This is a genomic window from Pseudomonas atagonensis, from assembly GCF_011369485.1.
Taxonomy (GTDB): Bacteria; Pseudomonadota; Gammaproteobacteria; order Pseudomonadales; family Pseudomonadaceae; genus Aquipseudomonas; species Aquipseudomonas atagonensis.
Genome location: NZ_VXCA01000014.1, coordinates 43,735 through 65,620 on the forward strand (window position 1 = coordinate 43,735; position 21,886 = coordinate 65,620).

A 21,886-nucleotide genomic window follows, 5' to 3' on the forward strand; every position below is an offset into this window, starting at 1 on the left:
GCTTATATACCAAACGTAACTTACTGTTGGTAACCTACTCATCGTAACTTGCCAAGAGTATATAAGCCTTGGTCAGCAATCACCAACAGGAGAGTTCTCATGCACACCTTGATCGTTATTGCTCATCACGATCCCCGCTCGTTGACTCACAGTGTGGCGAAGCAGATTGCCGAAGGCCTGAACCAGGCCGATGCGGCACACACGTTCGAGATTGCCGATCTGTATGCCGAAGGCTTCGAGCCGCGTTTCGGCGCCGCGGACTTCGCCGTGCATCATCGTGAGGCTGCACCGCCGGCAGATGTGTTGGCCGAGCAGGCGCGAATCGACCGCGCCGATGCGTTGGTGCTGGTTTATCCGGTGTATTGGTGGTCGATGCCGGCGCTGCTCAAGGGCTGGATCGACCGGGTGTTCAGCAATGGCTGGGCGTTTGATTTCAGCGGCGACCTCAAGCATGTGAAGCTGCTGCAGCGTCTGCGCGTGCATTTGGTTCAGCTCGCCGGTGCGGATGCGCGCACCTATGAGCGACACGGGTATGGCGCGGCGATGAAGGCACAGATCGAGCACGGGATTTTCGATTACAGCGGGGCGACGGTGCTCAGTTCGACGTTGCTGGCGGAATCGGAATTGCGCGATCCCGGGCAACAGTTGCGCGTCGCCCGGGAGCTGGGTGCTCAAATGCTCACCTGAACCCTGCGGGTTTTATTTCGATCCCGGCCAACCGGCTTTGTCGAGCGCCGCGAGCAAGGTCTCGGCGTCCAGTCCCGGCACCGAGTGTCCGTTGCCTTCGGTACTGTCACTGGCAAGCAAGGCGTTGATGATGGCTTCTTCAACCGCCTCGGTGGCCGCCAGAAACAGCTCGCTGATGTGATCGTTGTTGACCATCCGCAAGCCATCGCAGGTGGGCGCACCTTTGCCTTCGTAGGCGGCGGGCGGAACGTGTTCGTTGCCCGTGGCGAACGCGATGAAGATGTCGCCGCTGTGGTCTTCATTGCCGCCGCCGGTACGGGCCAGGCCGAGGCTGGCCCGTTGCGCCAGACGCGTGCACTGATGCGGCAGCAACGGCGCGTCGGTGGCCAGACACACCACAATCGAACCCATGCCCGGATGCGGCAACGAGGCGCGCAGGAACGGTGAATCCTTCTGTTCCATGTAACGCCCGACCGGGTAGCCGTCGACGCGCAGTTCGCTGCGAATCCCGTGGTTGGCCTGGACGATCGCGCCAACGGTCCAGCCGCCCAGAGCCTTGCTCAAGCGCCGCGACGCGGTGCCGATGCCGCCCTTGAATTCATGACAGATCATGCCGCTGCCTCCGCCCACCGCACCCTCAACGACTGCGCCGCCGACTGCGTTGCCCATGGCTTCGGCGACATGCTCGGGGCGGACATGGAAACCATTGATGTCGTTGAGCAGGCCGTCGAAAGTCTCCAGTACCACCGGCATGTTCCAGTAGAGCCGGCCGTCGTCCGGTTGTTGTTGGCGATCCAGTGTGATCAGCGCATCACGCACCACGCCGAGGCTGTGAGTGTTGGTGAAAGCAATCGGGCTGGTCAGCAGGCCGGCCTCGCGAATCCACTCAAGCCCCGTGGCGTCGCCGTTGCCGTTGAGCACGTGGACCCCGGCAAAACACGGTTGCTGATTGGTCGAGCCAAAACGTGGTTCGATCAGAGTGACGCCGGTGCAAATGTCGCGGCCGGCACTGCTCAGGCCTCGCACATTGCTGTGGCCGACGCGCACGCCCGGCACGTCGGTGATGGCGTTGAGCGGGCCGGTTGGCAGTTGGCCGATATGGATATCGAGATCGCGGGCACGGGGTTTCATGGATTTCGGTCTCACTGTAAAAATGATTGGTTGAGCACTAACTCTGTGGGAGGGGGCTTGCTCCCGAATGAGGACTGTCAGTTGACGTCGAGGGTGACTGAGCCACCGCCTTCGGGAACAAGCCCCCTCCCACAGATTTTGTGTTTTATGACGGGCGGGTTACTGGCCGTTTTTGACCTTGCTCCACACCCGCGTGCGTACCCGCTCGATGGCTTTTGGCAGCGGTTCGAGGGTGTACAGCGTGGCCATCGCGGTGGCGGACGGATAAACCGCCGGGTTGTCACGAGTCGCTTCGGCGACTAGCGGCGTGGCCGCACGATTGCCGTTCGGGTAGGACAAATGATTGCTGACCGGGGCGATGACCTCGGGACGCAGCAGGTAGTCGATAAACGCCAGACCCTGAGGGCGATTCGGCGCATCCTTGAGCAGCACCAGGGTGTCGAACCACACAGGCGCGCCTTCCTTGGGCAGGCTGTACGCGATCTTCACGCCGTTGTTGGCCTGTTCGGCGTTGGTCTTGGCTTCCAGCATCGCGCCAGACCAGCCCACCGCCACGCAAATATTGCCGTTGGACAGATCGCTGATGAACTTCGACGAATTGAAATAGGCGATGTGCGGGCGCAGTTTCAGCAGCAGCGCTTCGGCTTTTTTATAGTCTTCAGGGTCGGTGCTGTTGGGTGGCAGCCCCAGATAATGCAAGACCACGGGGAGCATTTCCGACGGCGAATCCAGCATCGCTACACCGCACTGGCCGAGTCTGGCGAGGTTGTCTTCGTTGAACACCAGATCCCAGGAGTCCACCGGTGCCTTGTCGCCGAGCGCGGCGCGCACCTTGTCGACGTTGTAGCCGATGCCGTTGGTGCCCCACAGATAAGGCACGGCGTACTGGTTGCCGGGATCGTTGTTGGCCAGTTTGCTCAACAGATCGTTATCGAGGTTCTTCCAGCCCGGCAATTGATCGCGGGGTAACGGCGCGAGGGCGCCGGCCTTGATCAGCGTCGGCAGGCTGAAGTTGCTCGCCACCACCACGTCGTAACCGCTGCGGCTGGTCATCAATTTGCCTTCAAGCACTTCGGCGCTGTCGAAGGTGTCGTACACCGGTTGAATACCGCTGTCGCGCTGGAAATCGTGCAGGGTGTTCGGGCCGATGTAGTCGTACCAGTTGTAGACATGCACAGTCGGCGCCTCGCTGGCGCCGGCCGTTGAAACGATGCCCAGCCAGGCCAGCAGGCCGAACTTGATGCTTGAGTTGATATACCCACGGTGTCGACGCATGATGCGGCACTCCTGGCCTGTGCAGGCCGGTGAGGAACAGGAGTGGTCAGCCTATAGGCGTGATCGCGCCTGACCCATTCCCATCATGGGTTACTCAAAAGGGGTAGTGCGTGGACGCGTTGTTGCAGGAATTGCCGGTGCATCAAAGTCTGGCGCGGGTATTTGCAAGCATCGGTCAGGACACTTTCTGGCGAGCGCTGGTGGACACCTTGCGCCTGCTGGTGCCGCTGGATAACGCGTTGGTCGCCTTGATGAGCGCAGGGCAGACGCCGCAGTTGCTGATCGACTTCGACAGCAAGGGTGGCGCCGACGAGCAGAAGGAACTGGCCGGTTACTGCGCGGGTATGTACCTGCTCGATCCGTTTTATCAAGCCGCCGCGACCGGCATTGCCGATGGTTTGCACAGCCTCGCCAGCGTCGCGCCGGACCAGTTTCTGCACAGCGAGTATTACCAGAGCTACTTTCGCTCGGTGGTCGGCGAGGACGAGTTGCAGTTCATGATTAACGTCGAGGGCGGTGTGCTGGGATTGTCGCTGGGGCGCTTACAGGCATTTGATCTGGCGGAGCAGGGCAGGCTGCTGTGCGTGCGTGACTGGGTGCTGGCGGCGATGCGTCGCCACGTGCAACTGCTACCGCCACAAGGTAGCGGCGTTGAAACAGTGGTCGGTGATCTGGCGACTCTGCTCGATCGCTTCGACGCCCGCCTGACCGCGCGTGAAATCGACACCGCACGGCTGATTCTGCAAGGGTTCTCCAGCAAGGCGATGGCCCAGCAGATGGGGATTTCGCCGGAGACCGTGAAGGTGCACCGGCGCAACCTGTACCAAAAACTCAACGTCAACGGGCATGGCGAGCTGTTCGCGCTGGTGTTGCGGCCACTCACTGCCTGATACACCACCAAACCCTGTGGGAGCGGGCTTGCTCGCGAAGGCGTCGGTCAAACCAGTATGTGTTACCTGACAGGATGCTTTCGCGAGCAAGCCCGCTCCCACATTGGGCTGAGGCGTGTCAGATGTTGCGTTTGAAGATCAAAGCCTTCAAGCCACTTTGCGGATCAACATCCGGAAACTCCGGCGGATTTTCCAGTCGCTGCTCGAAGCGCAGCCCCGGCGCTTCCTGCGTAACGCCCTCAATCAAAAAGTCCGGGCCAAACGACGGATCGTTCATGCACGCCAGCACCGTGCCGTTTGCCGTCAGCAGTTCCGGCAAGCGGCGCAGTACGCGCTGGTAATCCTTGGTCAACAGGAAGCTGCCTTTCTGGAACGACGGCGGGTCGATGATCACCAGATCGTACGGGCCGCTGTTGATCACCTTGCCCCAGGACTTGAACAGGTCGTGGCCGAGGAAACTGACTTTGCTCAGGTCATGGCCGTTCAAGCGGTGATTGTCGCGACCACGGCTCAATGCTGCGCGCGACATGTCGAGGTTGACCACATGGCTGGCGCCACCCTCGATGGCTGCCACGGAAAAACCGCAGGTGTAAGCGAACAGGTTCAGAACACGCTGACCGCCGGCCTGTTCGCGTACCCAGTTGCGCCCGTAGCGCATGTCGAGAAACAGTCCGGCATTCTGTTTGCGGCCCAGATCGACCCGATACTGCAAGCCGCCCTCGATGATAGTCATTTCATCAATTTCGTTCCCCAGCAGCCATTCGGCGGTGCTTTGCGGCAGGTAGCGATGCTGGATCAGCAACGTGTGCGCGGCGGATTGCTGCCATTGGGCCGAACCGGTGATCGCCAGCAGCAGGCGCTTGAGGTCTTCGAGCTGATCCGCTGCCGGTTCCTTGAACAGCGACACCAGCACCACGCCTTGCAGCCAGTCCACGGTCAATTGCTCCAGCCCGGGCCAGCAGCGCCCACGGCCATGAAACAGTCGGCGTGTCTCCGCTGGCGCCGAGGTCAGCGCGGTGAGCAGGTGGGCTTGGAGGAGGGCGAGGGCTTGAGGGTTCATCGAGGGGGATCGGCCAGCAAAAGGGCGGGCATTTTAACCACAAATACCGGCGAGTGCCGGGTCGCCGCGCAGGGCTTGTTGAAAAGTCCTGTATCAAAAATGAATTTCTGCAGAACCCGTCGCTCATACCAGATAAGCAGCGGATTCAAGCCGCTAAATCGTTAATGCAAAAGCGGGAGTGCAAGTTCATGTGCCCAACACCAACGGCGAACGCGCACCTTCCTGGCGGGTTGATTCTGGTGGTAGAGGATGATCCGTTGATTCTGGAGTTTCTCTGCGAAATTCTTCAGGAGGAAGGTTTCACGGTCGAGCCACAGACCAGCGCTGACGCGGCGTCGGTTTATCTGGAAGAGCATGCGCCGGAAGTGGGGTTGTTATTGACCGACATCACCATGCCCGGCCTGCTCAATGGTGCGGATCTGGCCAATCTGGTCGGTGACCGCTGGCCAGACAAACCGGTCATGGTCATGTCCGGTTATGAGACGCCGGAAACCTCGGGGGTCAAGCATCCCGTCGCGTTTATCAAGAAGCCCTGGGCCATCGGTCAGTTGCTCGACTGCGTGGACAGCGCCTTCAAATCCAAGGCGCCACGCCTGCACTGAGACGTTGGGTGAAACGGTTGGGCAAATGCTACATTGCCCGACCCCCCATGCCTGAGGATGCGAGCCCTTGTCTGCTCACGATTGTGTTTTTGACCGCGCGTTCGGCGCGTTTCTGTTCGACATGGACGGCACCGTCCTCAACTCCATCGCCGCTGCCGAGCGGATCTGGTCGGCCTGGGCCGTGCGTCATGGCGTGGATGTCGCGGCGTTTCTGCCGACCATTCACGGCGTGCGGGCCATCGACACCATCAAGCGCCTGAACCTGCCCGGGGTCGATGCCGAGGCGCAAGCCGCGTTCATTACCGTAGCGGAAATTGACGATGTTGAAGGTATTGTCGAGATTCCCGGCGCGGCGGCGTTTCTCAAAACGTTGCCGGCGGATCGCTGGGCCATGGTCACTTCGGCGCCACGGGATCTGGCGTTGCGGCGCATGGCGGCGGCGGGGATTCCACAGCCTGCGGTGATGGTGACGGCCGAGGACGTGCAGGCCGGCAAGCCTGACCCGGCCGGTTATAGATTGGCGGCAAAGCGTCTGGGACTTGAACCTGGCGACTGCCTGATCTTCGAAGACGCCACGGTCGGCATTCAGGCCGCTGAAGCCGCCGGTGCGCCGCTGATAATCATCACCACGACGCATCAGCATCCGCTGGAAACCGCCCATGCAACACTGGCCAGTTACGAAGCGGTCAGCGTCAAAATTGACAGCGAAGGCAGGCTCTACCTGCAAAAGACCTGAAGCCACGCTGGTTTTGTGGGAGCGGGCTTGCTCGCGAAGGCTGCTTGTCAGTGAAACAGTTGTCGCTGACACACCGCTTTCGCGAGCAAGCCCGCTCCCACAGGAATCTGCTGTGATCTTCAGTCAGTAAATGCCTGGTAGAAGCCGCCAGCTTCGGGCGCAGTAGGCGTCGTATTCGGCGCCAAACTGGCCGCGCAGCAGTGTTTCTTCGGAATGAATCCGCGCGATCAGCGGGATCAGCGTCAACGCCGCCAGCAACAACCCCGCCACCGACCGAAACGCCAGCGCCCAGCCCACGGCATTGACCACAAGTCCCAGATAACTCGGGTTGCGCAGCCGCCGGTAGATGCCGTCAGTGACCAGCCGATGGCCCGGTTGAATCGCCACCAGCCCACTGAACCGTCGCCCCAGCACGAACACTGGCCACAAGCGCAACGCCCCGCCGATGATAAACAGCAACGCGCCGAGCCAGCGCACCCCCTCGCCGCCAAACGTCCAGACATTCACCCGATCGCAATACGCCGGCAGGAAACCACTGACAAGACCAATCACCCCGAACGCCGGAATCACCCAGCGATTGGCCCGGTCCTCACGCTCGCCGGAACTCAGGTTGACCTCGGTAAACAACGAGGCCACCACCATCGCCACCGTCGCCAGTGCAACCACCACCAGCGAACCGTGGGAGAAGAATATCGCCACGCCGCCGATACCCCACACCGCCAGGCCGAGATAGGCGAGGGTGGCGAGTATTGCGACGACGGTCATTTGCGCAGACATTTTCATGATCAGCTCATCGACGAGGCTGTTCCTTGCAGTGTAGTGCGAGACCGACCATCAGGCGCCGCCCCTTGTGGAAGGGGTTTGCTCCCACAAGGATTGGCGTGCGGCCGCAAATCCGTTTGTGGGAGGGGGCTTGCTCCCGAATGCGGCAGGTCAATCGACGGCGATACTGGATATGGAATTGCCTTCGCGAGCAAGCCCGCTCCCACGGGGGACGGGGTCGGTGAGGACTTTTCTGAAGGTTTCGACCAGCGGCCGCAAATTGATTCGATGCCAGGCGGCCCACAACGGCGTGGTAAACGCCAGCCATGGCACTTCGCGCAACACCACGCCCGGCGGGGCGTTACGGCTCAAACCTTTCTGAATCATCGCAATGCCCAGCCCAGACGCCACCAGGCCCAGCGCGGTAAACGGCTCGCTCGCCTGCATGCGTACATCCGGGGTGAAGCCTGCGCGAATGCAGGCGCTGACGAACGCGTCGCCGGCATCCTGCCGGGGCTGTACGCCAATCCATTCCTGATCGGCCAGATCCTGCGGACTCAATACCACTTTCGCGGCCAACGGATGCTGTTCCGGCAATGCCAGTAACATCGGATCATCCAGCACCTGAAACCCCAACAGATCCGGGTCGTCATCGGTCGGCGGTTCGCTCACCAGCGCGATATCGAGACTACGCTGACGCAGGCCTTCCAGTTGCTCCGCCGAACTCAGGTTGTACAGCGCGACATGCACATTCGGGCGATCCACCCGCAACACGCGCAAGGCATTGGGCAGGACGCCGGCGTGCATCGCGTTCTCGATGTAGCCGATGCACAACCCGCCTTCTTCGCCCCGGCCCAGCCGTTTGCCGAGGGATTCCAGGCGATTGGCGTGGGTTAGCAGGGCACGGGTTTCCGCGAGGAAAGTCTGGCCGTCGCGGGTCAGGCGAATGCGTTGCTGGCTGCGCTCGAACAGCGTGAGGCCCAGGCGTTCTTCAAGCTGAGCGATCTGCCGGCTCAGCGGCGATTGGGAAATATGCAGGCGTTCGGCCGCGCGGCCGACGTGTTCCTCCTCGGCGACGGCGACGAAGTAGCGCAATTGGCGGATGTCGATCATGTCAGACCTCTGAGGACTCAAGTTCTGCGCATTATGTCTTGGACGGTCTAGGCGTCGCAATCTAGGATCTGCTCAACGGTCACGCAGACCCGCAACGAATGAGGACAATCCAATGAGTTTGAAGGACAAACTGCCCGGCCAACTGGGCTTCGGCACCGCACCACTGGGCAACATGTTTCGCGCCATTCCCGAAGATGAAGCGCAGGCCACCGTGCATGCCGCATGGGCTGCCGGCGTGCGGTATTTCGACACCGCGCCGTTCTACGGCTCGGGTCTGTCGGAGATTCGCCTGGGTGAAGCGCTCAAGCAGTACAACCGTAATGACTACGTTTTGAGCAGCAAAGTCGGCCGGGTGATTCTCGACGAAGTCGAAGACGCGGCTGCCCGGGATCTGGGCGAAAAAAGCGGTGTGTTCGAGCACGGCCGCCCTAATAAAATCATCAACGACTACAGCGCCGATGCGACCCTGCGCTCGATTGAAGACAGCCTCAAGCGTCTGCAAACCGATCGCCTCGACATCGTCTGGGTGCACGACATCGCTCAGGACTTCTACGGCGATCAGTGGCTGGAGTACTTCAATCAGGCCCGCACTGGCGCGTTCAAAGTGCTCACGCGGCTGCGCGAAGAGGGCGTGATCAAGGGGTGGGGGCTGGGTGTCAACAAGGTCGAGCCGTGTGAACTGACCCTCGACCTGACTGAAGCGCAACCCGATGGTTTCTTGCTTGCCGGGCGCTACACGCTGCTCGACCACGAACGCCCGTTGCAACGCCTGATGGAGTCGGCGCGGGTGCAAAACGTCGAAATCGTTGTCGGTGGCCCTTACAGCTCGGGGATTCTGGCCGGTGGCGTGCACTTCGAGTATCAGAAGGCCAGCCCGGAAATTATTGCCAAAGTCGGGCAGATCCAGCGTATCGCCGCTACTTTTAACGTCGATGTAAAAGCCGCTGCCCTGCAATTCTCCCTGGCCAACCCAGCGGTCGCCGCCGTAATCCCCGGCGCCAGCAAACCGGGGCGCATCGCCGAAGACGTCGCTGCGCTGTCGGCGACTATTCCCGCCGGTTTCTGGCAGGCCATGCGTGATGCAAATCTGGTGTCCGAACGTGCACCATTACCTATCGATGAGGTGAAAGCATGAAGATTGATCTGAGTGGAAAACTGGCCATCGTCAGCGGCAGCACGGCCGGTATCGGTCTGGGCATCAGCCAGTCGCTGGCCGAGTCCGGCGCCACCGTGGTGGTCATCGGTCGCGACACGGCCAAGGTCGAGCAGGCCCTGGCGAGCATTCGCGAGAAAGTGCCGGGCGCGCAATTGCGCGGTCTGACTGCCGATCTTGGCACCGCCGAAGGTGCGCAGAAGCTGTTCGACGCCGAACCGCGTGCAGACATTTTGGTAAACAACCTCGGGATCTATAACAACGTGGATTTCTTCGACGCCCCCGACGATGAATGGACGCGCTTCTATGAAGTCAACGTGATCTCCGGCGTGCGTTTGTCTCGGCATTACGTGCCGGGGATGGTCGAGCAGGGTTGGGGGCGGGTGATCTTCCTGTCCTCGGAATCCGGCGTGGCGACGCCCGCCGACATGATCAACTACGGTGTGACCAAAAGCGCCAATCTGGCGGTGTCCCACGGTCTGGCCAAACGTCTGGCGGGCACCGGGGTCACGGTCAATTCGATCCTGCCGGGGCCGACCTACACCGACGGTGTCGAGGCGATGCTCAAAGACGCCGCCGCCGAGTCTGGCCGTAGCCTGCGCGACGAAGCTGACGCGTTCGTGCGCCGCGCGCGGCCGACCTCGATCATCCAGCGCGTGGCCGATGTCGAAGAGGTTGCGCACCTGGTGACCTACATTGCTTCGCCGCTGTCCTCGGCCACCACTGGCGCCGCTTTGCGCGTTGATGGCGGCGTCGTCGACAGCCTGACCATTTGAGTATTTGAAGAGAGATTTTTATGGCAACTGCATCTGCAACAATCGACATCCCGGCTTCGGCCGATCAGGTCTGGCAATTGATCGGCGGTTTCAACACGCTGCCGGACTGGCTGCCGTTCATTCCCAACAGCGAACTGAGCGACGGCGGCCGTGTGCGCACTTTGCAAACCGCCGATGGCGGCGTGGTTATCGAACGCCTGCAAGCGTTCGATAACGCGGCGAAGAGCTACAGCTACTCGATCGAACAGGCACCGTTCCCGGCCACTGATTATCTGGCGACAATCAAGGTCGAAGCCCAGGGGCAGGGCGCTCGGGTGACGTGGTCGGGACGCTTCACGGCCAAAGGCGTAAGCGAGGAGGAAGTGGTGGCGTTGTTCAGCGGCATCTACCAGGGCGGCCTCGAAGCGCTGCGCGCCAACTACCCCGCCTGATCCTGCAAAAAACTGAATGTGGGAGCAGTGGGGGACGGAGGACTGGGCTTTGTCCACATTCTGATTGTGGGAGTGGGCTTGCTCACGAAGGGGGCGGGACATTCAACATTGATGTTGTCTGTTCCACTGCCTTGGGGAGCAAGCCCCCTCCCACAGGATTTTCAGTGCTCACTGAGCCCGTCAGCAGCGTGAAAACCTGTAGGCGCTGCCGTAGGCTGCGATCTTTCAATCTTCAGGATTGGGAGATCAAACGCTGCTGGCAATCCAGGACCAGTTTCGCCCCTCCCAGATCACTGCTGCCGACTTCAAGACTGAAGCCATGCAGGCTGACAATCGCCGCGACAATCGACAGTCCCAAACCAAAGCCGCTCTGCGGCTGCCCACCTTCGGCGCGATAGAAACGCTGAAACACTGCCTCGCGCTCGGATTCGGGAATGCCCGGCCCGGAGTCGTGCACTTCAATCCGCGTTTGCCCACCGGCATTCACCCCGCGCAACATCACCGTGCCGCCGGGAGGGGTGAACTTGATCGAGTTGCTCAGCAGGTTGGCCAACGCTTCAAACAGCAACGCCCGGTCGCCGTTCAAGGGCGGCAAGGTTTCCGGCATGTTCAGCTCGAAACGCAACTCGCCTTCTTCGGCCAGTGGCAGGTAAAACTCGTGCAATTCCTGCAGCAGCAACACCGGATCGAGCTCGACGAAACCCGAGCGGCGCTGGCGATCCTCCAGTTCGGAAATCCGCAACAAGCCACGAAACCGCGCCATCAGCGTATCGGCTTCGGCCAGCACCAGATCCAGTTGCGCCGCTTCCTGCGAGCCTTCGCCCGCCTGTTGCTGCATGCGATACAACTGCGCGCGCAGGCGCGTCAGTGGCGTGCGCAAGTCATGGGCGATGTTGTCGCAAACGCCTTTGACTTCATTCATCAAACGCTCGATGCGTTCGAGCATGGCGTTGACGATGGCCGCCAGCATGTCCAGTTCATCGCGGCGATTGGACAGCGGCAAACGGTGAGTCAAGTCACCGGCAACAATCGACTGCGCACTCGCCTGGATCGCGCGGATCCGGCGCAGCGGCCGGCGCCGCAGCAAATGCCAACCGGCAATCCCCGGCAGAATCGTCAACGACACGCCCCAGAACAACGCATGCAAAATGATCCGCGTCACCGCGAACAGCGAGCCGTTATCGCGAAGCAACACCAGCCAGCGACCGTCACGCGTTTGCGTGGCGACGGCGTCGCAGCTGTCATTGGGCAGGGTTGGGTCGTCGGAGTTGGCGCAGTCGGCGAGCATGTGGATCTTGCCGTCCAGCGGCAGGCCTTCGGGGATCTGCTGGAGCGCGCCGCCGAGGTAGACGCCTTGGGCGTCGAACAGGCCATAGGCGTCGATGCCGCGAATGTCGAAGGTCATGCTGGCGGCGAGGGCTTCTTCCAGTTGCTCGCCGCGAAAGTGCGAAAACAGATGTTGACGTTGCATCAGCGAATGCTTGGCGAGGTTATCGAGGTAACCGGACACCTCGTAATACATGACCCCCATGAGGATCGCGCTCCACGCCACGAACAGCGAACTGTAAAGCGCCAGCAAGCGGCTGCTGGAGGAGCGCCAACCGTCAGACGGGTTCGGCAATGACATAACCCGAGCCCCGTACCGTGCGGATCAGCGGGACATTGCCCGCGGCGTCGATCTTCTTGCGCAGACGACCGATGTGCACATCGATCAGGTTGGTGCCGGGGTCGAAGTGATAACCCCAGACTTCTTCGAAAATCATCATCCGCGAGAGGATCTGGCCGCTGTTGCGCATGAGGAATTCGAGCAGTTTGTATTCGGTCGGCAGCAGCGTCAGCACCTGCTCGGCGCGGCGTGCCTCGTGGCTGATCAAATCCAGTTCGAGGTCGGCCACCTGCAATGTGGTGGCCTGGGTGGCGACGCTGTTCTGCCGGCGCAACAACACTTCAACTCGCGCGGCCATTTCATCGGTGGCGAACGGTTTGGTCAGGTAATCATCGCCACCGGCGCGCAAACCGCGCACGCGCTCATCGACATCGGAAAGGGCGCTGATCATCAGGATCGGCGTGGCCACGCCCATGGTGCGCAGGGTAGTGACGATGGCCAGACCATCGAGCTCGGGCAACATGCGGTCGAGGGTGATCAAGTCGTAGTTGCCGCTGACGGCGCGGTCTAGGCCTTCGCGGCCGTTGTCGACCCAATCGACGTCCAGCCCGTGGCTGCTCAATTCGGCGACGATTTCCCGGGCGGTCACGGCGTCGTCTTCGATGGTCAAGATACGAGTCATAGGCAGGCCTGCTGATCGGTTCAAACGGAATGGCTGCATTTTGCCAAGAATTTTCCGTGACGCTTTAAATTAACTTTCATGTTGCCGGGCCACCAACGGATATTTCGTTGCCGTTGCCGCTTAGTTGCCAATGCATAAAACCCGCTGTTATACGCGCCTTTTTGCAAATTGCATGGTCTGAGGAAGTTCAGTATTTCTATCTTTTTGAAATATAAGAATTTATTTATTTTTAGTGCTTGGCACGGTCGCTGCAATTCATCTCGTGACGAGTTGTAACACCATTTTTCATGCCTGGAGCACTACAACAATGAATAGATCCTCTGAAGGGTTTTATCCTGCCTATGAAGGAGAGTCGAGCGACGTCTCGGGGGTGTCCTGGGGCGCGATTTTCGCCGGTGCCGCGGCTGCCGCTGCCCTGTCGATGATCCTCGTATTGCTCGGCTTCGGTCTGGGATTCTCTGCCGTTTCACCGTGGGCCGGGGAGGGCATCAGTGCCAAAGGCCTGGGCATTTCAACGATTGTATGGCTGGCGGCGACGCAGATCATTGCTTCCGGTCTGGGTGGTTATATCGCCGGACGCCTGCGGGTGAAGTGGGCGAACATGCACGGTGATGAAGTGTATTTCCGCGACACCGCCCACGGCTTTCTCGCCTGGTGCGTCGCGACACTGGTGACCGCGATCCTCGTCGTGGGCTCGGTCAGCAGCGTGATCAGCGGTGGCGTTCAGGCCGGGGCCAGTGTGGCCGGCGGCGCTGCATCAGCCATGACCCAAGCGGCAGGCACAGCAGCGGCCAATACCGACAGCAATCAGTACGGTTACTTCGTTGACAGCCTGTTCCGCGATGACCGTCCTGCCGCCGTCAGCGATGACGCCGCCCACGGTGCCGTGACCCGGATCTTCGCGCAAAGCCTGGCCAACGGTCAGCTCAGTGCCGAAGACCGCACCTACCTCGCGCAACTGGTGGCACAGCGGACCAACCTGACTCAGGCCGACGCCGAACGTCGTGTTGATGAGATTTATGCCCGCACGCAAAAAGCCATCGCCGACGCGAAACTCAAAGCCCAGCAAGCCGCTGACACGGCTGCCAAAGTCGCTGCCTGGACTTCGCTGTGGATGTTCATTGCCCTGTTGGCCGGTGCGTTCTTCGCCAGTCTGGCAGCCACCTTCGGCGGTCGTCGCCGGGATGCTGTCGAGTACGTCGAAGTCGACACTTACACCACCACCTCCACGCTGCCTCCAGTCCGTTAAAAGGGAGAATCACCATGCGCTCATTACTGCTGTTTTTCCTCGGCGTGCCGATCCCGATCATCATCCTGATCGCACTGTTCGTGCATTGATTCATTGAGGCTTATGCCTCGGCCGCTTCTGCCCTCGGGTAGAAGCGGCTTTTTGCTTTCTGCCCCCCGATAAAGCGAGAATCCGCGCCTCAAGCAGATGCTGTGCTTCAATTCGGGTTTCCCGCTGATTAAGGATGACAACGTTGGACAAGAAGGAAATCAAACGCCAGGTGGCTGAAATGCTGGCAGCCGGCCGCTCGAAAACCGAGACGTTCCAGGCACTGTCCGGTGGTGCGTTGAAGGACAGGGTGCTGGCGTACCTGATCGGCTCACGCCCCGATCCGGCGTTGCTGGAGCGACACGCCGGCAAGATCAAAGTGTTGCTGGGTTTGACTTACGTTCAAGCCTTGATCGGTCTGGTGGCGGGGTATTTTCTCGGCCTGACCATCAGCCCCGGCTTCGCCATTGGCCTGGGCCTGTTCGCCGGGGTCGTGCCTTTGCTGTTCGCCTGGGGGTTCTACCGCAATGCGGCGCAGGCTTACACCGCGTACGTGATCCTGTCGATCAGCCAGGTGCCGCGCATGTTCAAGGATTACGCCGAGGATCCGACGGGCACGTTGATTGGCGTGGCGATTACCCTGGCCATGGTGTTCTTTGTTGCCTGGCTGAAAAACCTGCTGTTTCCTGATCTCGGCTTCGTCGGGCCGAAGAAAATCAAAGGGCAATTCGTGTTCTCCAACTGATCGTTGGACAATCCGACCGATTCACTGGCCTGGATCAATATTTCCCCTTGGAATATCCCCTAACGTAATTGATCCAGGCCTTTGCTGAGGTATGAGCTACAGTGCTTCCCGCGCCCTTGTTGCGCTGACGAAGTAACCGCGTCGACGTCCACAATCAAAGCAATCAATGCGTCGACGAGGAGTAGTGCAGCAAGGAGCTGACACAACCTCAACCGAACCTTCACGGATGAACATCGCAATGCACTGCCTAGAACGATCCTTCGATATCCAGCCCTTGGCGCAGGCGGATATGACCGTCCACATCAACGGCCAGGCGGTCACCGCCGCCATCGGCGAAACTGTCCTCAGTGTGATTCAGTCACTCGGCGTACGTCAGATCGCCCGCAATGATCACAACCAGATCAGCGGTGCCTACTGCGGCATGGGCGTGTGCCAGTGCTGTCTGGTGAAAATCAACGGCCGGCACAAGCGCCGCGCTTGCCAGACCGTCGTGCGGGACGGCATGCAGATCGAAACCCAAGTCAACCGCATTACCGCGCAGGAGGTCGTATGAGCCTGCAACCGGTGATCGTCGGCGGTGGCCCGGCGGGAATGGCGGCGGCCATTGAACTGGCCCGCCATGGCGTGCGTTGCACTTTGCTTGAAGAGGCGTCGCGCCTCGGCGGTGTGGTCTATCGCGGGCCGCTGCGCGACGGCGTGCAACTGGATTACCTGGGGCCACGTTACGCCGAGGCGCTGGGCAAACTGCACGGCGATTTTCAGGAGCAAGCCGGCCTGATCGACGTGCGCTTGAACCATCGTGTGGTCGGTGCTGAAGGCACCCGCGCGCTGGTGGTACTGGACGGCGACGAGCAACTGCACGAGATCGAATATTCGCAACTGCTGCTCGCGGCAGGTTGCCACGAGCGCAGCGTACCGTTTCCCGGCTGGACGTTGCCGGGCGTGATCATGCTGGGCGGTCTGCAGTTGCAAATCAAAAGCGGCGTGGTCAAGCCGCAAGGCCCGGTCATCATCGCCGGCACCGGGCCGTTGCTGCCGCTGGTGGCGACTCAATTGCATGCCTCCGGGGTCTGTGTCGCGGGCGTTTACGAGGCCTGCGCCTTCGGCAAGATCGCCCGCGAAAGCCTGGCGCTGCTGAACAAGCCGCAGCTGTTTCTCGATGGCTTGAGCATGCTCGCCTACCTGAAACTGCATGGTATCCCGATGAACTACGGCTGGGGCGTGGTCGAAGCCCACGGCGAGGGCGAGTTGAAAAGCGTCAGCGTCGCGCCGTATTCATCCACTTGGGAGCCGGATTTGTCCCGCGTCGAGCGTTTTGAGGCAAAGACGCTGGCGGTCGGTTACGGCTTCATACCGCGCACGCAACTGAGTCAGCAGATGGGCCTAGACCACGGTTTCAGCGACGACGGCTACCTGCGCGCCAACGCCAACCTCTGGCAGCAAAGCAATGAACCGCACGTGCACATGGCTGGCGACATGGGCGGTATTCGGGGCGGCGAAGCGGCGATGTTCGCCGGCAAGATCGCCGCGACGTCGATCCTGGTACAGCGTGGTGTACTGGAAGAGGAACTGGCCCGCGTACGCCGCGACCGCTACCTGAGCAAACTGAAAACCATCGTACGCTTCCGTGCCGCGGTGGATCGCTACACCGAACGTGGTGTCGGCCAGACCGCTTTGCCCGCCGCCGACACGGTGATTTGCCGCTGCGAACACGCGACCCGCGCCGACATCGATCTGGCGCTGGCGCAGGGGGTGGAAGACATCGCCAGCCTGAAAATGCGCACCCGCGTGAGCATGGGCGACTGTCAGGGCCGGATGTGCGTCGGCTATTGCAGCGACCGCTTGCGTCAAGCCACCGGGCGCAAGGATGTGGGCTGGTTGCGTCCGCGCTTCCCGATTGATCCGATTCCCTTTTCCGCGTTTCAGTCCGTCGGCACGGAGGCCGCTTCCCATGAGTAAGTTCTATGACGTGATCATCGCCGGCGGCGGTGTGATCGGGGCGTCCTGCGCCTATCAACTGTCCAAACGCAAAGACCTCAAGGTTGCAGTGATCGACGCCAAGCGTCCGGGCAACGCGACTCGTGCTTCGGCCGGCGGCCTGTGGGCCATCGGCGAGTCGGTCGGGCTCGGTTGCGGGGTGATTTTCTTCCGCATGATGTCGGCCAGCCGCAAACGCGAAACCCAGGGTGCAGCCGTGGCGGTGGATGCCAGCACGCCGCACATCCTGCCGGAGTCGTTCTTCGATTTTGCCTTGCAGTCCAATGCGCTGTACCCGGCGTTGCACCGTGAGCTGAAGGACAACCACGGTATGGATTTCAAGTTCGAAAAGACCGGCCTGAAATTCGTGATTTATGACGACGAAGACCGCCTCTACGCCGAGCACATCGTCAGTTGCATTCCGCACTTGGCCGATCAGGTGCGCTGGCTCGATCAGGCCGAGTTGCGCGAGTCGGAACCCAGCGTCAGCCATGAAGCTCGCGGGGCGCTGGAATTCCTCTGCGACCATCAGGTCAGCCCGTTCCGCCTTGCCGACGCCTATGCCGAAGGTGCCCGGCAAAATGGCGTTGACTTCTATGTCAACACCAACGTGACCGGTGTGTTGCACCACGGCTCGCGGGTGACTGGCGTGCAGACGGCCGAGCAGGGCGTGTTCCACTGCAAGACATTGATCAATGCCAGCGGCGCTTGGGCAGCGGATCTGAGTGAGTGGGCGACCGGTATCCGTATTCCGGTGAAACCGGTCAAGGGCCAGATTCTTCTGACCGAGCGCATGCCGAAAATCCTCAATGGCTGCCTGACCACCAGCGACTGCTACGTGGCGCAGAAGGACAACGGCGAAATCCTGATCGGCAGCACCACCGAAGACAAAGGCTTCGACGTCACCACCACCTACCCGGAAATCGCCGGGCTGGTGCAGGGCGCAGTGCGCTGTTTGCCTGAGTTGAAAGACGTCAACCTCAAACGCACCTGGGCGGGATTGCGTCCGGGTTCGCCGGACGAGTTGCCGATTCTTGGGCCGATGCGCGGTGTCGAGGGTTATCTGAATGCTTGCGGACACTTCCGCACCGGCATTCTGACCTCGGCGATTACCGGTGTGTTGCTGGACAAACTGGTCAACGATGAACCGTTGCCGCTGGACATCACGCCGTTTCTGGCGGATCGGTTTGAGGTCGCGCCAGTCGAAGCGGAGCGCATGCTGGAGCCAGCCTGACTCAAGAAAAATTGCGGGTGGACGTGCTGGCCTCTTCGCGGGCAAGCCTGCGAAGGCGCCAGACCGGCCAGCCCGTTTTTTGGATAAAGGCGAGGGGCTCAGGATTTGCGCGATTCTTCTTCCAGTTGATCCGACTCGAACAATCTGGCCAGTTCCGCCCGGGCTTCCTGGGCGGTCTGCAGGACTTTGGCGGCGTCGTCGTAGACAGCGTGTTGTGCTTCCAGCACCTGTTCGTCGTGGTGTTTGAAGCGTTTGATCCGCGCATCGGCCTGCGCCTGGGTCAGTCCCAGGCCGACCAGCGTGCGACGGCTCATTTCCAGACTGGAGTAATACGTCTCCCGAATCGGCTCGGCGCCTACGTCCACCAAGCGGTGCACGTGCTGACGGTTACGTGCGCGGGCGATGATTTTCATGTGCGGATAGAGCTTGCGCACCACCTCGGCCGTCTTGATGTTGGTCTCCGGGTCATCGGTGGCAATCACGAAGTACTCGGCCTCGCCGACCTTCGCCGCATTGAGGATTTCCGGGCGCATCGGGTCGCCGTAGAACACCGGCACGCCGCCGAAGCTGCGTGACAGTTCGATGGTTTCCACCGAGGTGTCCAGCGCCACGAACTTGATGTTCTGCGCCCGCAGAATCCGCGCAACGATCTGGCCCATCCGGCCCATGCCGGCAATCACCACCCGTGGTGTTTCGGTGTCGATCTGGCGGAATTTCTCCGGCACTTCCACTGGCTGCACTTTCGGGCTGACCAGTTGTGCGCAAATCAACAACAGCAACGGCGTCAACGCCATCGACAGGGTAATGGTCAATACCAGCAGGTCGTATAGGCGCGGTTCGAACAGGCCTTGATCGCGACCGATCTTGAACACCACAAAGGCAAACTCACCGCCCGCTGCGAGGACGATGCCGAGGCGGATCGCACTGACTTTGTTCAAGCCACCGGCCAGACGTCCCACCACAAACAGCAGCGGCAGTTTCAGGCCGATCAGCAACAGCGTCAGGCCCAGCACGGTGATGGGCGCGCTGAGCAGCAGGCTGAGGTTGGCGCCCATGCCGACACTGATGAAAAACAGCCCGAGCAACAAGCCTTTGAACGGTTCGATCTGCGCTTCCAGCTCATGCCGGTATTCGGAATCCGCCAGCAGCAAACCGGCGAGAAACGCCCCCAGTGCCATCGATACGCCCACCAGATCCATCAACCATGCCGTGCCAATCACTACCAGCAACGCGGTGGCGGTGGAGACTTCCGGCAGACCGGTTTTCGCCACGATGCGAAACACCGGGCGCAACAGATACCGACCGCCGACCACCACCACGGCGATGCCGCCAAGTACCTGCAAGCCATGATTGAGGTCTTCGGCCGTGCTGCTGGTGTGATTGCCGCCGGCGAGCATCGGCACCAGCGCGATCAACGGGATCGCGGCGATGTCCTGGAACAGCAGAATCGCGAAGGCCAGACGGCCGTGGGGGCTGGTCAGTTCTTTGCGCTCGGCGAGGCTTTGCAGGCCGAAGGCGGTCGACGACAGCGCCAGACCGAGGCCAAGCACAATCGCGCTGTTCAACGGCTGGCCGAAAACCGACAGCGCCAGTACACCAATCACCGACGCGGTCAGCAACACCTGCGCCAGGCCCACGCCGAACACCGATTTACGCATCACCCACAAGCGTCGTGGCGACAACTCAAGGCCGATGATGAACAACAACAGCACCACCCCTAGCTCGGAAATGTGCGCAACGCTTTGCGGGTTGCCGATCAGGCCGAGCACCGAAGGGCCGATGATCACCCCGGCAAACAGATAACCGAGCACCGCGCCCAATTGCAGGCGTTTGGCCAAAGGCACGGTGAGCACCGCCGCGAACAGAAACACGACGGCGGCTTGTAATAGGTTGCCTTCATGGGGCATGGATCAAACTCCTGACAGCGGTACGGCGGGGGTGACAAGGATAAAGGCTGCATAGATCTTCAATCCACCGAAGATCCCTGCAGAGGATTCGATTCTCTCTGTAACATATTGCATCAATTGGTTACATTCATAACCTCTGCGTATCAATCCTCCCGAGTCTCGCCATGGCCATCAACTTCGACCTCAACGATCTGCAAGCCTTTCGCGCGGTGGTCGAGCAGGGCAGTTTTCGCAAGGCCGCCGACACCGTACGGCTGTCGCAACCGGCTCTGAGTCGGCGCATCGAGAAGCTTGAAGAGGCCCTCGGCGTGAAGCTGTTCGAACGCACCACGCGCAAGGTCAGCCTGACCCAGGCCGGACGCGGGTTCATGCCTAGCGTTGAACGTTTGCTGGATGATCTGGACGTGGCGCTGCTGGGCATCAGCGAAGTCGCGTCCACCCGTCTGGGCCACGTCACCGTCGCGTGTGTGCCGTCCGCCGCGTACTACTTCATGCCGCGCGTAGTCGCGCGTTATCACCAGCAGTTTCCACGGATCAAAGTCAAAGTCCTCGATTCCAGCGCCCACGACGTTCTGAGCGCAGTGGTCAACGGCGAGGCGGATTTCGGTTTGAGTTTTATGGGCACGCAGGATGCCAAAGTCGATTTCGAACCGCTTGTGCAGGAGTGCTACGTGGTCGCCTGTCGGCGCGATCACCCGTTGGCCACGCGCAGCAGTGTGACCTGGGACGAGTTTTACCGGCAGGATTACATCTCGCTGGACAAGACGTCCGGCAACCGCTTTTTGCTCGATCAGGCGCTAAGCCGCGTGGTGCCGCAACGCCAGAGCATCTGCGAGACGCGGCATGTGACGACGATGATTGGCTTGGTGGAGGCGGGGCTAGGAGTGGCGGCGGTGCCCTTGATGGCGATGCCGGGCGCGGATCATCCGATCCTGACGCGGGTGCCGCTGACCGATCCGCAGGTGATGCGCAGTGTCGGCATCATCAAGCGCCGGGATCGCACGTTGACCCCGGCGGCACTGGAACTGGAGCGGCTGGTGGTGGAAATGAAAGTCCTGCCGCCAACGATCAGCGCTTGACCGAATCCAGCCCCGTGGCTTGTACATCATGCTGCGCGGCCGGGGCGGCGAGGTAGGCGAGTAAAGCTCTGGCCTCGGCCGGATGCTGTGCGCCCACCGGGATGCCAGCGGCAAATCGCGTCACCGACTGCACTGACTCCGGAATCTTCGCCACGAAACTCACCCCTGGCACCGGCAACAATTCGCTGACCTGCTGAAAGCCCAGTTGATAGTCGCCGGTAGCGACCACTGAGCCTACCGGAATTTTTGCGATCATCTTCGCCTTCGGTTTCAGCTGATCTTCAATCCCCAGTTTCTTGAACAGTTGCTGCTCGATGTACACGCCGCTGGCGCTGTCGGAGTACGCCACCGATTGCGCGTCGAGCAGGGTTTTCTTCAGACCGTCGACGCTGCTGATGTCCGGTTTCGGTGCGCCTTCACGCACCACCAGACCGATTCGCGAGTCTGCCAGTTCGACCCGCGAGGCCGGGTCGACCTTGCCTTGTTTGATCAAGTCGTCAAGGGCGTAGCCGACCATGATCACCACGTCGGCCTTTTCACCACGGGCGAGGCGATTGGGGATTGCCTCCGGCGCCTTGCCCATCGACGGGCCGAGGGTGGTGTCGAGGGTGTTGCCGGTGGCCGCAGCGAATTTCGGCCCGAGAATTTTGTAGGCGGCGGTGAAACCACCCGATGTCATTACGCGTACTTCCTCGGCGTGCGCCAGGGCACTGAAAGCGAGGAGGGCGAGGGCAGTCAGATTGAACAGTTTTTTCATGTCGGGC

Annotated in this window: 22 protein-coding genes; 13 read left to right on the forward strand and 9 right to left on the reverse strand. The window is 60.9% G+C overall.

Translation table 11 applies throughout. The annotated features are described in order from the left end of the window. The first annotated feature begins 99 nt into the window (after positions 1-99). On the forward strand, positions 100-687 hold the full coding sequence (locus F2P67_RS10605; protein ID WP_166220093.1) for an NAD(P)H-dependent oxidoreductase: 588 nt from the start codon (positions 100-102) through the stop codon (positions 685-687). Between the two features lie 12 nt (positions 688-699). Here the strand turns inward: F2P67_RS10605 and F2P67_RS10610 are convergent, their stop codons facing one another. Continuing rightward, on the reverse strand, positions 700-1,818 hold the full coding sequence (locus F2P67_RS10610; protein WP_166220096.1) for a DmpA family aminopeptidase: 1,119 nt from the start codon (positions 1,816-1,818) through the stop codon (positions 700-702). A gap of 159 nt (positions 1,819-1,977) precedes the next feature. Next, positions 1,978-3,093 (reverse strand): extracellular solute-binding protein, encoded by a 1,116-nt coding sequence (locus F2P67_RS10615; RefSeq protein WP_166220098.1) that lies wholly within the window; start codon positions 3,091-3,093, stop codon positions 1,978-1,980. Positions 3,094-3,203: 110 nt separating this feature from the next. On the opposite strand from F2P67_RS10615, the gene F2P67_RS10620 reads away from it, so the two are divergent. Further along, the gene (locus F2P67_RS10620; RefSeq protein WP_166220100.1) at positions 3,204-3,983 is read left to right on the forward strand and encodes a LuxR C-terminal-related transcriptional regulator; all 780 of its coding nucleotides are present in this window, start codon (positions 3,204-3,206) and stop codon (positions 3,981-3,983) included. Between the two features lie 118 nt (positions 3,984-4,101). Here F2P67_RS10620 and F2P67_RS10625 read toward each other — a convergent pair whose 3' ends face one another. Further along, positions 4,102-5,043: a class I SAM-dependent methyltransferase gene (locus F2P67_RS10625; protein WP_166220102.1), complete on the reverse strand. Its 942-nt coding sequence runs from the start codon at positions 5,041-5,043 to the stop codon at positions 4,102-4,104. A 188-nt stretch (positions 5,044-5,231) separates the two neighbouring features. On the opposite strand from F2P67_RS10625, the gene F2P67_RS10630 reads away from it, so the two are divergent. Further along, on the forward strand, positions 5,232-5,645 hold the full coding sequence (locus F2P67_RS10630) for a response regulator (RefSeq protein WP_166220104.1): 414 nt from the start codon (positions 5,232-5,234) through the stop codon (positions 5,643-5,645). A gap of 67 nt (positions 5,646-5,712) precedes the next feature. Continuing rightward, complete coding sequence (locus tag F2P67_RS10635; protein ID WP_166220106.1) at positions 5,713-6,381, forward strand: HAD family hydrolase; 669 nt, start codon at positions 5,713-5,715, stop codon at positions 6,379-6,381. Between the two features lie 123 nt (positions 6,382-6,504). Here the strand turns inward: F2P67_RS10635 and F2P67_RS10640 are convergent, their stop codons facing one another. Then, entirely contained in the window at positions 6,505-7,164 is a 660-nt protein-coding gene (locus F2P67_RS10640; RefSeq protein ID WP_166220108.1) for a methyltransferase family protein, read from the reverse strand. Positions 7,165-7,314: 150 nt separating this feature from the next. Continuing rightward, positions 7,315-8,256 carry a LysR substrate-binding domain-containing protein gene (locus tag F2P67_RS10645; RefSeq protein WP_166220110.1) on the reverse strand — a complete coding sequence of 314 codons (942 nt, stop codon included), beginning with the start codon at positions 8,254-8,256 and terminating at the stop codon, positions 7,315-7,317. A 112-nt stretch (positions 8,257-8,368) separates the two neighbouring features. Between F2P67_RS10645 and F2P67_RS10650 the strand changes: the two genes are divergently transcribed. The 3 genes from F2P67_RS10650 to F2P67_RS10660 are packed head-to-tail and all read left to right on the forward strand — an operon-like array spanning position 8,369 to position 10,616. Then, positions 8,369-9,391 (forward strand): aldo/keto reductase, encoded by a 1,023-nt coding sequence (locus F2P67_RS10650; RefSeq protein WP_166220112.1) that lies wholly within the window; start codon positions 8,369-8,371, stop codon positions 9,389-9,391. Beyond that, positions 9,388-10,185 (forward strand): SDR family NAD(P)-dependent oxidoreductase, encoded by a 798-nt coding sequence (locus F2P67_RS10655; RefSeq protein WP_166220114.1) that lies wholly within the window; start codon positions 9,388-9,390, stop codon positions 10,183-10,185. Before F2P67_RS10650 ends, F2P67_RS10655 begins: the two co-directional genes overlap by 4 nt. Positions 10,186-10,205: 20 nt before the next feature. Next, complete coding sequence (locus tag F2P67_RS10660; protein WP_166220116.1) at positions 10,206-10,616, forward strand: SRPBCC family protein; 411 nt, start codon at positions 10,206-10,208, stop codon at positions 10,614-10,616. A gap of 232 nt (positions 10,617-10,848) precedes the next feature. Here F2P67_RS10660 and F2P67_RS10665 read toward each other — a convergent pair whose 3' ends face one another. After that, positions 10,849-12,243 (reverse strand): sensor histidine kinase, encoded by a 1,395-nt coding sequence (locus tag F2P67_RS10665; protein WP_166220118.1) that lies wholly within the window; start codon positions 12,241-12,243, stop codon positions 10,849-10,851. Next, entirely contained in the window at positions 12,221-12,904 is a 684-nt protein-coding gene (locus F2P67_RS10670; RefSeq protein WP_166220121.1) for a response regulator transcription factor, read from the reverse strand. Before F2P67_RS10670 ends, F2P67_RS10665 begins: the two co-directional genes overlap by 23 nt. Before the next feature lie 307 nt (positions 12,905-13,211). On the opposite strand from F2P67_RS10670, the gene F2P67_RS10675 reads away from it, so the two are divergent. The 5 genes from F2P67_RS10675 (at position 13,212) to hcnC (ending at position 18,136) form a co-directional block, all read left to right on the forward strand. Beyond that, positions 13,212-14,153, forward strand: coding sequence for a hypothetical protein (locus tag F2P67_RS10675; RefSeq protein ID WP_166220123.1), 942 nt, complete (start codon positions 13,212-13,214; stop codon positions 14,151-14,153). Positions 14,154-14,385: 232 nt separating this feature from the next. Further along, positions 14,386-14,925 (forward strand): hypothetical protein, encoded by a 540-nt coding sequence (locus F2P67_RS10680; protein WP_166220125.1) that lies wholly within the window; start codon positions 14,386-14,388, stop codon positions 14,923-14,925. 238 nt (positions 14,926-15,163) lie between these two features. Continuing rightward, a complete protein-coding gene (locus F2P67_RS10685) occupies positions 15,164-15,478 on the forward strand; it encodes a (2Fe-2S)-binding protein (protein WP_166220127.1) in 315 nt (104 codons plus the stop codon). Beyond that, the gene (gene hcnB, locus F2P67_RS10690) at positions 15,475-16,884 is read left to right on the forward strand and encodes a cyanide-forming glycine dehydrogenase subunit HcnB (protein ID WP_166220129.1); all 1,410 of its coding nucleotides are present in this window, start codon (positions 15,475-15,477) and stop codon (positions 16,882-16,884) included. Before F2P67_RS10685 ends, hcnB begins: the two co-directional genes overlap by 4 nt. Further along, the gene (gene hcnC / locus F2P67_RS10695; protein WP_166220131.1) at positions 16,877-18,136 is read left to right on the forward strand and encodes a cyanide-forming glycine dehydrogenase subunit HcnC; all 1,260 of its coding nucleotides are present in this window, start codon (positions 16,877-16,879) and stop codon (positions 18,134-18,136) included. The genes hcnB and hcnC overlap by 8 nt, the downstream gene beginning before the upstream one ends. Positions 18,137-18,234: 98 nt before the next feature. Here the strand turns inward: hcnC and F2P67_RS10700 are convergent, their stop codons facing one another. Next, a complete protein-coding gene (locus tag F2P67_RS10700) occupies positions 18,235-20,043 on the reverse strand; it encodes a monovalent cation:proton antiporter-2 (CPA2) family protein (RefSeq protein WP_166220133.1) in 1,809 nt (602 codons plus the stop codon). A 164-nt stretch (positions 20,044-20,207) separates the two neighbouring features. On the opposite strand from F2P67_RS10700, the gene F2P67_RS10705 reads away from it, so the two are divergent. Next, positions 20,208-21,122 carry a LysR family transcriptional regulator gene (locus F2P67_RS10705; RefSeq protein WP_166220135.1) on the forward strand — a complete coding sequence of 305 codons (915 nt, stop codon included), beginning with the start codon at positions 20,208-20,210 and terminating at the stop codon, positions 21,120-21,122. On the opposite strand, the gene F2P67_RS10710 is transcribed toward F2P67_RS10705, so the two are convergent. Continuing rightward, positions 21,112-21,879: a substrate-binding domain-containing protein gene (locus F2P67_RS10710; RefSeq protein WP_166220137.1), complete on the reverse strand. Its 768-nt coding sequence runs from the start codon at positions 21,877-21,879 to the stop codon at positions 21,112-21,114. The genes F2P67_RS10705 and F2P67_RS10710 overlap by 11 nt on opposite strands. Positions 21,880-21,886: the final 7 nt, after the last annotated feature.